Source organism: Flavobacterium sp. (genome assembly GCF_004295795.1).
In the GTDB taxonomy this organism is placed as follows: Bacteria; Bacteroidota; Bacteroidia; order Flavobacteriales; family Flavobacteriaceae; genus Flavobacterium.
In genome coordinates this window covers 1-13,711 of record NZ_SEBR01000018.1, presented here as the reverse complement: position 1 = coordinate 13,711, position 13,711 = coordinate 1, and the positions used below count along the sequence as shown (strand labels likewise).

The 13,711-nt window shown below is 48.4% G+C and carries 10 protein-coding genes and 1 tRNA gene; 3 read left to right on the top strand and 8 right to left on the bottom strand.

Annotation, left to right across the window (positions count from 1 at the left end):
• Positions 1-14: 14 nt before the first annotated feature.
• The 6 genes from EOO49_RS14255 to EOO49_RS14230 all read right to left on the bottom strand — a co-directional run bounded on the left by EOO49_RS14255 (position 15) and on the right by EOO49_RS14230 (position 7,236).
• Positions 15-1,664: a mechanosensitive ion channel family protein gene (locus tag EOO49_RS14255; protein WP_290846840.1), complete on the bottom strand. Its 1,650-nt coding sequence runs from the start codon at positions 1,662-1,664 to the stop codon at positions 15-17.
• Positions 1,665-2,462: 798 nt separating this feature from the next.
• Positions 2,463-2,537 (bottom strand) — tRNA-Val (locus EOO49_RS14250).
• Between the two features lie 83 nt (positions 2,538-2,620).
• A complete protein-coding gene (locus EOO49_RS14245) occupies positions 2,621-3,841 on the bottom strand; it encodes a folylpolyglutamate synthase/dihydrofolate synthase family protein (protein WP_290846838.1) in 1,221 nt (406 codons plus the stop codon).
• Between the two features lie 19 nt (positions 3,842-3,860).
• On the bottom strand, positions 3,861-4,790 hold the full coding sequence (locus tag EOO49_RS14240) for an energy transducer TonB (RefSeq protein ID WP_290846836.1): 930 nt from the start codon (positions 4,788-4,790) through the stop codon (positions 3,861-3,863).
• A gap of 49 nt (positions 4,791-4,839) precedes the next feature.
• A complete protein-coding gene (locus EOO49_RS14235; protein ID WP_290846834.1) occupies positions 4,840-6,066 on the bottom strand; it encodes a Glu/Leu/Phe/Val dehydrogenase dimerization domain-containing protein in 1,227 nt (408 codons plus the stop codon).
• Positions 6,067-6,168: 102 nt separating this feature from the next.
• Positions 6,169-7,236: an anhydro-N-acetylmuramic acid kinase gene (locus tag EOO49_RS14230; RefSeq protein WP_290846832.1), complete on the bottom strand. Its 1,068-nt coding sequence runs from the start codon at positions 7,234-7,236 to the stop codon at positions 6,169-6,171.
• 96 nt (positions 7,237-7,332) lie between these two features.
• Between EOO49_RS14230 and EOO49_RS14225 the strand changes: the two genes are divergently transcribed.
• The 3 genes from EOO49_RS14225 (at position 7,333) to EOO49_RS14215 (ending at position 11,914) form a co-directional block, all read left to right on the top strand.
• On the top strand, positions 7,333-8,475 hold the full coding sequence (locus EOO49_RS14225) for an acyl-CoA dehydrogenase (RefSeq protein WP_290846830.1): 1,143 nt from the start codon (positions 7,333-7,335) through the stop codon (positions 8,473-8,475).
• Between the two features lie 236 nt (positions 8,476-8,711).
• A complete protein-coding gene (locus EOO49_RS14220; RefSeq protein WP_290846828.1) occupies positions 8,712-9,395 on the top strand; it encodes a DUF4397 domain-containing protein in 684 nt (227 codons plus the stop codon).
• A gap of 104 nt (positions 9,396-9,499) precedes the next feature.
• Positions 9,500-11,914, top strand: a complete 2,415-nt coding sequence (locus EOO49_RS14215) for an ATP-binding protein (protein WP_290846826.1) — start codon at positions 9,500-9,502, stop codon at positions 11,912-11,914.
• Here the strand turns inward: EOO49_RS14215 and EOO49_RS14210 are convergent, their stop codons facing one another.
• Complete coding sequence (locus EOO49_RS14210; RefSeq protein ID WP_290846824.1) at positions 11,915-13,264, bottom strand: sigma-54 dependent transcriptional regulator; 1,350 nt, start codon at positions 13,262-13,264, stop codon at positions 11,915-11,917.
• Between the two features lie 235 nt (positions 13,265-13,499).
• Positions 13,500-13,711 (bottom strand): hypothetical protein (locus EOO49_RS14205; protein ID WP_290846822.1); only part of this gene is annotated, 212 nt, incomplete at its 5' end.

Below are 13,711 nucleotides of genomic sequence, written 5' to 3'. Positions count from 1 at the left end.
TTAGGGTAAACGGTTCAACTTTCGGATTTTGGACTTTCGTCAGCTGCGGAATTCCTGACGTTTTGCAGATAAACGGTTTGGGACGACAGCACCAAAAAAGTGCCGCTCTTGACAATTACGTCCATCATCGAAAGCAACAAGCCTTCCTGCACTTCCTGGAAAGTGTCGAAATTCGGTGCCGAAACGTAGGCCGTGACCTCGACCTTGTATCCGCCTTGCCCGATTCCCGTAAAACGCACTTTTTTGCCCTCGGAAAACACCATTTTGTTTGTGTCGAGCGTCGCCCGGAGTTCGCGCAATACAGTTCGCAACTGCGCTGGCGTCGTTTCGGTTCGCAACTGGAAAATGTGGTGGAAGTGAAAGCGGTCGCGGTGTTGCAGGTTTTCGATTCGGGTGGCTGCGAGATCGCCATTCGGGATCGTGACGACCGTTCGCTCGCCAGTGCGCAATTTGGTGGAACGCATCCCGATCTGTTCGACCGTACCCGAATGTTCTCCAACTTTGCACAAATCGCCCACGCGAAGCGGTTGGTCGGCAATCAGCGTCACGCTTCCCACGAAATTCTCTATCGTTTTTTGAGCGCCCAAGGCAAGTGCCAAACCGCCAATTCCAAGCGCCGCGATTCCCGTTCTTACGTCGACTCCGAACGTTCCCAGAATCGCGATGACGCCAAAAACGATAATGGCGCCTTTGATCGTGCGTCTCAGGAATAACGTGATCGATACGGCCGATGCGCGATTGAGACGCGTAAACCGTTGTTTTCCCAGATCGCCGAAATAATCGGTTCCTCTCCAAAACAGGATCAGGATTGCCAAAATGCCGATGATTACCGTGAGCGTGCTCAAGCGTTGCCGGATGATTATCGAAATGCCGGCCTGTTGCGAAAGGAAAGCGAAAACCCAAACCGACAGATAGAGTCGAACAGGAAGATTGAGCGCTTTTATGGCAGCGTCGACGTGTTCCACTCTGGCTCGCGACCAAAGGGCATGCAGCAGGAAACAAATTAGAGCGACCAAAGCCCAAGAGAAAAGATAGGCGACGATGATCAGGATAATTACCGCGAGCCAATGTCCTAAAGGCACGCCTCCAACCAATCTTTCGCGCAGTGCTTCGGGAAGGATGCGGTCGACCAGCAAAGGATCGGCAGTTCTTATGCCGGCGATCTCGTTGATCGTCCCGGCCGAAAATCGCCACACCGGCGCGTCGTCCTTTCCTGTGTTTGTCACGAACAGGTTGATCAGTTTTCCATTGTAAGTCACGCTTCCAACCAAGTCTGCATCAGGATCGAGTTCGTCGTCCAGGCGGCCGGTCGCGGTGTTGCTTATCCACGAATAGGGCATGATGTCGCCTCCGTGATCCAGCAGACTTTGGAGCGATTTCACGAGTTTGGTGCGTTGCCTTTCGCTTCTTTGTCCGCGGGAAAGTTCCATGTATTGGCTGGCCCGGCTGTACTTCTGGTCAGCTACCGCTTTGAAGAATCCGCTTACTGCTCCGCGTGGCGTCTGTCTTCCGAGTGAATCTTCGGCGACTGTGGGCGCGACCTTTTGTTCCTCGCTTTCACCTGGCAGAAGCGATTGTGCATTTGCTATTGTCGACAAAAACAGCAGAAAAAAGAAAACGGCAATGTGGAGTTGATTTTTTGAGGAGGACAAAACTCTGTGCATTCTTCGTGGCTTTTGGATTGGTGGCGAAATCGCGCGCATCAGGCTTTTGAAAGATACGAAGATGATCGGAATTTGTTTTTTGTTTGGATTGGGAAGTTTTGCATTTTTTGCCGATTGGGCTTTGCAGTTGGAGAATTGGGATCGGAAGGAGCGGAGGTTTTGAGATCTATTTTTTGGCTAATCTTTATTCTGATGCATTGGTGGATGGAGACTTTTTTTGATTTTAACTTCTTAAAAAAGATGGCTAACAGTTGGATGGTTCTTTTGTTCCGATTTTTTGTTTACGGAGACTTCGTTGGTTTTTCAACGAACTGTTTTCGGACTTGTTTCTTCGGATTTCGTTTGGAAGTGGTATGATTTTGAGTAGTTGCTTGCTTTGTTTGGTGACGGGGGTTTGTCACAGGTGAAGGCTTTTACGAGAAACTTGGAATGAAGAGTTGGATTTTTTTGTGCCATGAGGTGTTGTCCGGCGATGCAGAGGTGGAAGCCTCGAAATAGGCCAAAAAAAGAGTTAGTAGCTTTCTGAATGCGATGAGGGGTTACCTCCGCTTCGCTCCGGTGATGCAGAGGTGGAAACCTCCATAAGATAAGCCAGAAGAAGAGTTGGAAGTTTCTGAATGCGATGAGGGGTTACCTCCGCTTCGCTCCGGTGATGCCCGGGGGGGAGCCTACACAAGAAAAGCCGCCTGAAAGGGCGGCTTTCTTTTTATTTGCAAAAATGGGAATTACAAAAGCGAAAAGCTTTTGATTCCCATTTTTACAAATAAAAAAAGCTTCACAAAAGTGAAGCTTTTCTTGTGGGCGATGAGGGGTTCGAACCCCCGACCCCCTCGGTGTAAACGAGGTGCTCTGAACCAGCTGAGCTAATCGCCCTATTTTCGCTTTCAGTATTGTTCCTGATTGCGAGTGCAAATATAGGCCAGTTTTTTAGAACTGCAAGCAAAATCGAAAAAAAATTACAAAATTTCTGCAACTACAAAAGTGCTGCCGCCAACGTAGATGAAGTCGCGGCTGTCGGCGTTTTCGAGTGCTGTGCGATAAGCTTCTGAAACAGAACGGAATGCTTGTCCGTAAAGGTCGAAAGCTTCGGCTTCGGTTTTCAAAATGTCCTGATCAAGTCCTCGCGGGATATTTGGTTTGCAGAAATAATAAGTGGCGCTTTTTGGAAAAACAGGAAGGATGTCGAGCAAATCTTTGTCGTTCACGACGCCCAGAACGATGTGCAGTTTGTGGAAATCCTGTTTCAGAACCTGTCGCATCACGATTTCGAGTCCGTGGCGGTTGTGTGCCGTGTCGCAAATTACCGTCGGATTGGCTTGGATTTGCTGCCAGCGGCCAAGCAATCCGGTGTTTTTGACGACGTTGAGAAATCCTGATTTGATGTTTTCATCCGAAATATCGAATTTTTGCTGTTTCTGAATCTGACGCAAAGCAGCCAAAGCCGTTTTTTTATTGGCGACCTGGTAATCGCCGAGCAAGTCGGAAGGCCAGTTTTCAGAAACGGTTTCAGATGCGAAAACAATCGGCGATCGCGTCTCATCGGCCTTAGCCTGAAATACTTTCTTGGTTTCGGCAGTCGTTTCGCCAATCACAACCGGAACATTCGGCTTGATGATTCCGGCTTTTTCAGATGCGATCGAATCCAAAGTCGTCCCGAGAAACGTCATGTGGTCGAAACCGATATTCGTGACTACCGAAACCAGCGGTGTCACGATGTTCGTCGAATCGAGACGTCCGCCCAATCCGGTTTCTATAATGGCGATGTCAACGTTTTCCTCGACGAAGTATTGAAAAGCCAATCCGACGGACATCTCGAAAAAACTCAGGTTGTTGGCTTCGAAAAACGATTTGTGCTTTTGGATGAATCCGATGATGTAATCCTCCGAAATCGCGTCTCCGTCAATCTTGATGCGCTCGCGGTAATCCTTGAGGTGAGGCGAGGTGAACAAGCCCGTTTTGTAGCCCGCTTGCTGAAAAACAGACGCGAGCAGGTGAGAAGTCGAGCCCTTTCCATTGGTTCCGGCCACGTGGATGCACACGAGCTTCTTCTCGGGATTTTCGAGATAATCGGCCAAAAGATAAGTGTTGTCTAGGTCTTTTCGGAACGCGGACGCGCCCTGTGTCTGGTACATCGGCAATTGGTTGAACATCCAATTCACCGTTTCCTGGTATGTCATAAATAAAAAAAGACGGATGTTACTCCGTCAATCTGAAACTGTAAATGATTTTTCCTACTTGGGTTTCGGGAGCGTCGCTGTCTGTTTCCCATTTGGTGTCAAGTGCGGCTCTTTCGGCTTGGTCTGCGAGACATTTTGCACCATTTGTCGTACCTCGGTCACCAGCTTGGGCGCGAGTCACTTTTCCGTTTCTGTCCACCCAAATCTTTACTGCGACCTGGCCTTCCTCGTTACAAGTATAATTTGGTTTTGGCTTGCTGAGCGGTTTTCTGTTTCCGAGGGAATAATTCCCGTTTCCGACGCCGGTGCCACGGCCGCCACCGCTTCCACCGCCATAGCCTGAACCAGAACCGATGCCTTCGCCCGTTCCGTTGCCGCCGCCTTTTCCACCGCCAGATCCGCCGCCTCCGTTGTAGCCGCGTGCATAAGGATCGCCGTCGCGACTGCCTTTGTTGCCGGCTTTACCGTCGTCACCATCGCCGCCTTTATTCGATCCGCCCAAAAGGTCGGAAAGTGCGTCCGTGGTCGATTTTGAAGGTTTCGGAGCCGGTTTTTCGACTGGCTTCAAAGGTTCTTCGGTTTTCTTCGGTTTTTCGGATGATTTTCGGGTTTCGGCCACGACCGGCGCATCGTCATTGTCGCTGGCCAATATCTCGCTAGCCGATGCTTTTGGTTGCGGTGTGGCTTTTGCCGTCGTTTTTACGGGTTCGATATTCTTGAAATTGTCGCCCATTCCAACGTCGCTGTCGCCGAAATTCACCGCCACGTCGCCACCGCCACCGCCGCCTTCTTCCATCAATTCAGGATTCAGGATCATCGAATCGGTAAATCGGATAAAGAAAAGCGTCAGGAAAATCAGGACGAACAAAGCCGTCGTGATTCCCAGCGAAATTTTTTTGTTGTCGCTCGCGATCTGGTCGGATTTGCTTGGATTTTTGTGGACGTTCATGGTTTTGAGCGTTTTGGATATAACGAAAATAGCGAAAATAAATTGCCTTTTACACAAGTTGCTTAAGCGCGATCTCGAACGCGCGTGCGCTGATTCCCGTTTTGGAATCGCTGAGTTCGTGCGTTTTCTGAAGCGCTTTTTTGATGGTCTGTGAAATATCCGCGAAAATTGATTCGTCTGTCATTTGCACGCGTTTTTCCATGAAATAGGCGAAAACGCGGGCCATTCCGCAGTTCGAGATAAAATCCGGGACAAGACTTACCTTCGAGTCGACTTCTTCCATAATCGGGCCAAAAAAGATTTCCTTATCGGCAAACGGTACATTTGCGCCACACGAAATCACTTCGAGTCCGTTCGCGACCATTTTGTCGACCTGTTCTTTGGTGACCAGGCGCGAAGCCGCGCAAGGTGCGAAGATTTCGGCTCCGGTTTCCCAAACTTTCGAATCGAGTTCGGCAAACGGGATCATGTTTTCGGCTACCAATTTGTTTCCGTCTTTATTGAGGAAAAGGTTTCTGATTTCTTCGTACGAAAATCCTTCCGCATTCAAAAGTCCGCCGTCGCGATCGATGATTCCGACTACTTTCACTCCCATTTCGGCCAAGTAAAAAGCAGCGGCCGAGCCTACGTTTCCAAAACCTTGCACGATGGCTTTCTTGCCTTTGATCTCGCCTCCGTAAATATCGTAGAAATGACGCACGCCTTCGGCAACCCCGTAACCTGTGATCATGTCGGCCACCGTGTATTTTCGGGTTACGTCAGGAGAAAATCTCGGGTTTTCGATCACTTTGATGACGCCTTGGCGCAATTGTCCGATGCGGTTGATCTTGTCGGCTTCACTCGGTTTGAAGTGGCCGTTGAAAACGCCTTCCTGCGGATGCCAGACGCCACATTCTTCGGTCATCGGGATCACTTCGTGGATTTCGTCTACGTTCAGATCGCCTCCGGTTCCGTAGTAACTTTTCAAAAGCGGGGAAACGGCTTTGTACCAACGGCGCAGAACTTCGTCTTTTCTGGGATCGTTCGGATCGAAATTGATTCCCGACTTCGCACCGCCGATCGCCGGACCGGAAACCGTGAATTTCACTTCCATAGTCTTCGCGAGCGACAAAACCTCGTTCTGGTCAAGGCCTTTTCTCATGCGCGTTCCACCGCCGGCCGCGCCTCCGCGAAGCGAGTTTATGACTGTCCAACCTTCGGCATCCGTTTCGGGATCTTTCCAGTTGAAGACGATTTCAGGCGTTTTGTTCTCGTATTTTTTAAGTAAATCTTTCATTCGTAAGCGATGTTTGTTTTTTGAATGGTTTCCTGCAGTCGCTGCGTTCGTACCATTTTAGTTGTAGTTGAAAAAGTTGGGCAAATATAGGTGTTTCGGTTGTCAATTTTCGTAGGTTTTCCCTGAACTGTGGTCGTGTTTCGAGCCTGTGACGCTGGCCAGGACGTTGATTTCGTCCCGCATTTTGAGCACGCCGAGCAAGGCAAAAATGAGCGCTTCCTTGAACTCGAGAATCTTCTTTTCAGGAATCGCGATTTTGAGCTGCGGAAGCTGCTCCTGGATCTTGTGCATCAGGAAATCGTTGTAGGCGCCGCCGCCGGTCGCGAGCAGTTTCCCGCTTTTCTTCGGAAGTGCCGTTGCGATCTGGACCGCGACATGTTCGATGAAAGTGCGCAATTTGTCCTTCGTCGGGATATCGAAAGCTTCGATCAACGGAAGGATCGTCTCGCGCACGAATTCAAATCCAAGCGACTTCGGATACGGTTTTTCGTAAAAATCGAGCGCGTTCAATTGGGCCAAAAGTTCATAATCGATCTGTCCCGATCTCGCGATTTGGCCTTTGTCGTCATAAGCGTGTCCGAGTTTGTCGGCATAAAAATTCAGGACGGTGTTTACGGGCGAAATGTCGAATGCCAGACGCAGTTCGTTGTCTTCGAACGAAACATTCGAAAATCCGCCAAGATTCAGGCAATAATCGAACTCGGGAAACAAAATCCTGTCGCCGATTGGCACGAGTGGAGCGCCTTGTCCGCCGAGCTCGACATCTTGTACGCGGAAATCACAAACGACTTTTTGACCTGCGATTTTCGAAATTTCGGGCAAATTGCCAATTTGAAGCGTGAATTTTTTATGTGGCTGATGCAAGATCGTGTGTCCGTGCGAGCAAACCGCGTCTAGATTTTCAATTTTGTTCCGATCGATGAAATCGCGAGTGATTTCCCCTAGTAGTAAAGTATAGTCGGAATTGAGTTTTTCGAGTTCCGATTTTGAGAATCCGACGGCAATCTTGAGTTGGGAAAGCCAGTGTTCATCGTAGGCGACGGTTTCGCATTCGAAGATTTCGAACGACCAGTTTCCATCGGAAACAGTAAAAACGACGCGAGCCAGATCGATACCGTCGAGAGACGTTCCCGACATGACTCCGATAACGTTGTAGGATTTTTTTGGCACGGCTCAAAATTAGGAATTGCAATTGAGAATTTGCCAACAAAAAATTTATCTTTGGGCAAATTTTTACACAAACCTTAATTTTCAATCGAAGTTGTTATGGATTTTAATCTAACCGAAGAACATTTGATGATTCAGCAAGCGGCTCGCGACTTTGCCCAGAACGAGCTTTTGCCTGGCGTGATCGAAAGAGACGAAAAACAGGAATTTCCGACCGAGCAGATCAAGAAAATGGGCGAACTTGGATTTCTCGGCATGATGGTCGACCCGAAATACGGCGGTTCCGGACTCGATACGATCTCTTACGCTTTGGCGATGGAAGAAATTTCAAAGGTCGACGCTTCGGCTTCGGTCGTGATGTCGGTGAACAATTCGCTTGTTTGTTGGGGTTTGCAGACTTTCGGAACAGAAGAACAAAAACAAAAATACCTGACCAAACTTGCCACTGGCGAAATGATTGGCGCTTTCTGTCTGTCAGAACCAGAAGCCGGATCTGACGCGACTTCACAAAGTACGACGGCAAAAGACATGGGCGACCATTACCTTTTGAACGGCACCAAAAACTGGATTACCAACGGAAGCACGGCATCGGTTTACCTCGTGATCGCCCAAACCGACATCGATAAAAAACACAAGGGAATCAACGCTTTGATCGTCGAGAAAGGAATGCCTGGATTCGAGATCGGACCAAAAGAGAACAAGCTCGGCATCCGCGGAAGCGACACGCATTCCCTGATGTTCAACGACGTGAAAATTCCAAAAGAGAACAGGATAGGCGAAGATGGTTTCGGATTCACTTTCGCGATGAAAACGCTTGCCGGCGGACGCATCGGAATTGCCTCTCAGGCTTTGGGAATCGCATCCGGCGCTTACGAATTGGCACTTAAATATTCCAAGGAAAGAAAAGCTTTCGGAAAAGAAATCTCGCAACATCAGGCAATCGCTTTCAAATTGGCCGATATGGCGACTGAAATCGAGGCTGCGCGTTTCCTTGTCCTGAAATCGGCTTGGGACAAAGACCAGCACAAAAACTACGATTTGAGTGGCGCGATGGCAAAACTTTACGCTTCACAAGTCGCGATGGATACGACGGTCGAAGCCGTACAGATTCACGGTGGAAATGGTTTCGTAAAAGACTATCACGTAGAAAGACTGATGCGCGACGCCAAAATCACGCAAATTTACGAAGGCACGTCTGAAATCCAGAAAATCGTGATTTCGAGAAGCATACTTACCAAATAATCCCTTGGGATTCGAACAAATCGGGCTGTCTGAAAAGACGGCCTTTTTTTTAACATTTTTCTAAGGGAAAACCGCGCAACCAAACGACAAGTTTTGCGTCTAAGCCTTGAAATCGGTGATGGAAATACAGATGAAAATGTGCTCCGATTTCACGCGATGCCGTAATTTTGCAGACGAGTTATCCAAAGTCAGGGAATTATGCTGAGCAAAAAAGAACTTTAACCCAATTTATTGTTATGAAATCCAGATTGATTAAAACTTTGTTCTTCGGACTTGCGGTTATATTTGCCGCATCTTGTAGCGTTGACGACGAAGGTTATTATTACAACGACACGGCCGCTCACGGTACGATCGGGAATGCCAGTCCGAATTCAGGCGACCTTTACTTTTTCGCCGACAACAATCAGGTAAACGCGAACGGACTCAACTTTGGAGCCGCCGCGGGTTACTACAACTTTTTTCCGGGCAACCGAAGCCTCACGCTTAGAAATGCAGGCGGAACGGTTCTCGACACCGAAGAAATCACGTTGAATGTGGGCGACTTTTTTACTGCTTTCGCCGTAAACACTGCCGATAGCGTAGAACTCGCGGTTTATCAGGACGTCTTGGCCAAACCGGCCGGAGGAAATGCCAGAGTGCGTTTCATCAACCTTTCGCCAGATGCAACCGCGATCGATGTTGTCGACAATACGACAGATGTCACGACAGGGTTGACTTTCAAGCAAGCGACTCCGTTTTTGGAACTTCCCGCCGGAACGTACAATTTCGACTACAGATTGTCTGCTGACGACACGGCTTTGTACACACAAAACATCCAATTGCAATCGGGAAGAATCTACACGGTCTACACAAAAGGTTTCGTGACGCCTCAAACCGGAAGCAACGACACGTTTACAGCCGAAGCGATCTACAATTATTAAAAGGTTATTTTCGAAAGAAGCCTCGCCATTCGCGGGGCTTTTTTTGTGGGAAAAATTGCGGTTTTCCGCATCGGCGACTTTGGGTAAAATTTCTATCTTTAAGTATGAGCCAAAAACACAAAGCACTTACCGGTAAAGTCCTGATTGGATATTTGATGCTGTTTTCGATTGCCGTCGTGTCGGTTTGGTTTATTTATACCGAAATACTCAAGATCGCGAATCCGGCGGCCGACAACAACGGCGACAACCAGAAGATCATCAAGATCAGCGAGGCGATCGCGGCTTTATATTCGGCTGAAGCTGTCGGAAGGAACGCGATCCTGACGGGTTCCGAAAGAAATTTACGCACTTACAACACGATGCTTGACAGCGTAAACGTGCGCCTCGAAGATCTCAAAACGGCGAGCGATTCGAATCAGTTGGGAAAATTCGACACGATACAAAGCCTGCTCAAACGCAAGAAAGTCAGTGTTGCCGAAATCATCCGCTTCCGCAAGAAATACAATGCCGAAAGCACGTTCGACAAAGCCGTGGCAAGGATTTCCAGAGTGAAGGATTCGTTGAACGAAAGTGTCAAGCCGGTCGAATTTCGCAACAACAACCAGATTTACCAGTTCATGCGGAACGTGCTTCCCAAAAAGGAAATGGATTCGCTGAGCAAACTTCCGGTCTCGAACGACGAGTTGACCGCAAGCATCGAGCGAATGCTGACCAAAGTGATCGTTCGGAACAACAAAATGAAATACGACTTGTTTCGGAAAGAACAAAAACTTCAGGACGAAAACCGCGTCGTTTCAGACCGTTTGCGCGTGATCCTGTCGTCTCTCGAAAAGGAAATCCTCGAAAAATCGTATGCCAAGATCAACCGCTCGAGAATCGCGATCGACAATACGGTTGGCACGATGGCATGGATTGGCGCGGCGACATTCCTGCTTTTGGTGATTTTCGCCTGGATAATCATCCGTGACCTGCAACTCAACCAACGGTATCGGAATCGGTTGGAAATCCTGAATTCCGAAAACGAAAACCTGTTGCGGAGCAAGACGATGCTAATGGCGACGGTCACTCACGACATACAGACGCCGCTCGGGAGCGTAATTGGTTTCACCGACTTGCTGCAGTCGACAGATCCGAGTTTGCGTCAAAAACAATACATCGAGAACATAAAGCATTCGTCCCAATACATCGTGAAATTGGTCAACGATCTCGTCGATTTCTCAAAATTGGAAAACAACAAGATTTCGATCGAGCATGTTTCGTTCAACTTTCGCGACCTTATCGAGAATACGTGTCGTCCGCTTGAACCGAATGCGACCAACAAACACATCGAGCTCAACTGGGACATTTCCGAAGAACTCGACGACAACTACATTTCCGATCCTTACCGAATCCGACAGGTTTTGACGAATCTGATCTCGAACGCGATCAAGTTCACGCAGCAAGGTTCGGTTCAGGTCACGGCCGCAATCGATGCTACTTTCATCGTCGTTTCGGTTATCGATACGGGAATCGGAATCGCCGAAGACCAACAACAGCAAGTGTTTGACGAGTTTACGCAAGCGCACGCCGGCATCGAGAAAAAGTTCGGAGGAACAGGTTTGGGACTTACGATCGCCAAGCGGATGCTGCAATTATTAGGAGGCGATATCTCGCTCGAAAGCCGCGAAGGACAAGGCTCGATTTTCACGATTCGCGTTCCGAAGGAAAAATCGGAAGTGAAATCGCCATCGTTCGCCAAAGAACAGCGCGATTACGAGACGAATTTCCTCATCGGAAAAAAAATCCTGATCGTGGACGACGACGCCATGCAACTCACGTTGATGAAGGAGATTTTCGCGAATTATCCGGTTGAGGTCGCAGTCGAATCCGATTCGGGAAAAGTCGAGGAGTTGCTCGAAAACTCGAATTTCGATTTGGTCTTGAGCGATATCCAGATGCCGAATATCGACGGATTCGAGCTCGTGAGGCGCATCCGTGAAAACGAGATCATTTCGGATATTCCTGTGGTCGCCTTGTCGGGAAAACGCGATTTGTCCGCCGACGATTTTACCTCGAAAGGCTTTACGGCTTCGCATCCGAAACCTTTGCAACTGAAAACTTTATTGGGTTTGATGCGCGCGATTTTCGAAAACTCCGAGCTTCCGGCAGAAAGTCTGGAAACTGAAAATGCGGTCAGCCAAAAATTTTTCGACCTTGAAACATTGAACCAGTTCACGCAAGACGATCCTGATTCTTTTCGTCTGATAATCAATACATTCATCGATAGTTCCAAAGAAAATTGTCAGGCGTTGACCGAGGCGGCCGCGAATGAGGATTGGAACAAAATGTCGGCGATGGCGCATAAGATGATCCCGATGTTGCGGCAAATGGACGTATTTTCCATCGTGAAAATGCTCGAACCTATCGAAGATAGAAAAATTGAATTGTCGGCTTCCGAACTCGTCGATTACACTTATGAAATCTGCCGGAAAATGCAGGAATTGTTCGTCGAATTAAGGCTTCAGGTGCAAAAAATCTAATTAAAGATCGATGTTGTACAACTTGAGTTTGTTGTACAAAGTCTTGCGGTCGATGTCGAGTAGACGCGCGGCCTTGCTCTTGTTGAAGTTGGTTTGGTCCAAAGCTTTTCGGATCGCCGTTTCCTCATCTTCCTTATAAAGTGCCGCCGATTCTTCGCTTGCGGCAGGATTCAGCATTTCGTGAGGCAAAACCGATGTCTCGATCAAACCGGCACGCGTGAGCAAAACCGAGCGTTTGATCGTGTTTTTCATCTCTCGCAAATTTCCGGGCCAATCGTAGTTGAGGAACAATTCGGTTACGTCCTGATCGAAACCGACGACTTCGCGTTCGAGATCGTGGTTGGCTTCGGCCAGAAAATGGTGGGCGAAAATCATGATGTCGTTCTTGCGTTCAGACAAACGCGGCGCCTGGATCGAGAATTCGTTGAGTCGGTGAAAAAGATCTTCGCGGAAATCGCCATTTCTCACGGCTTCGGCCAAATCTTCATTCGTCGCGGCAATCACGCGGATGTCAACCTTGGTTTCGGTATTGCTCCCGACGGGTTTTACCTTGCGTTCCTGAAGCGCGCGCAAAAGCTGAACCTGCACTTCGTAAGACAAATTGCCTACTTCATCCAAAAATATCGTTCCGCCGTTTGCGGCTTCGAAATGCCCGGTTTTGTCGTTCACCGCGCCCGTAAAGGAACCTTTTATGTGTCCGAAGAATTCGCTAGAGGCCAGATCTTTCGGGATCGCGCCACAGTCGACTGCGACAAAAGGCTTGTTCGCGCGCTTGCTTTGGGCGTGGATGGAATGCGCGATGTATTCCTTTCCGGTTCCCGAATCGCCCATAATCAACACAGACATATTCGTAGGTGCGACCAGCGAAATATACTCATGAAGTTTGTTGGAATGGTTGCTGATGCCTTTTACGAAACTCACGACCTGATTTGCAGAAACCGCTTTCTGGGAAGGCTTATCAGTTGTGACTTTGGCATCTTTTTCTGCCGATTTCCTAAGTGATTGCTGGATCGTGTGCAGAATCTCGTCAGGATTTATCGGTTTCCCCACATAGTCGAAAGCGCCAAGTTTCATGGCGTTTACCGCAGCTTTGATTTCAGTGTAACCTGTCATCAAAATGATCTGTGTTTTCGGGGAAACCTGCTTGACGAGTTCCAGGATCGCGATGCCATCGCTGTCGGGCAATCTGATGTCGGTCAAGACCACATCGAAAGTAGACGAGCGGATCAAATCGCTCGCTTCCATAGCAGTGAAGGCATTCGTGACTTCAAAACTTTTCTTCTGTAAAAAAGTCTTGAGCATGATGCAAAAGGAAGTGTCGTCGTCGATTACAAGGATTTTTGGGGTCATCGTAACAGTGTGGAAGCGGCTTTGGCAAATTTAACCTTTAAAGGCTATCCGAAATGTTAACGAATGTTATAATTAGTTTTTTGGAGCTTTTTCCGGCTAACTGGCACTAGCTTTTTTGCAAAAACCGGTTTTTCTATGGCTTGAAACGAGCTTCCGTTGGTCGCTGTTTCAAGCTTAGAAAAATTCGGTTTTTTCTGCAAAAGGCTAGTTGCCGTCATCCGGGCTAGAATCGCCCTTAAACAATTTTCCTTTTCTCCATAATTCCTGTGGAACCGGAACCTTTTCTCTCTCTAGAAGCGTAAATAAAAAAGCTGCGCTTTTTTTGGTGTTTTTCGGCAGCTGCGCTGCCGCCTGCTTTGATTTTGATTCGTCGCCTGCCAGCGGGGCTTACTTTTGCCTCGCCGCAAAAGTAACAAAAAGGCTCGCGGCACGACCGATTTTGGCGAC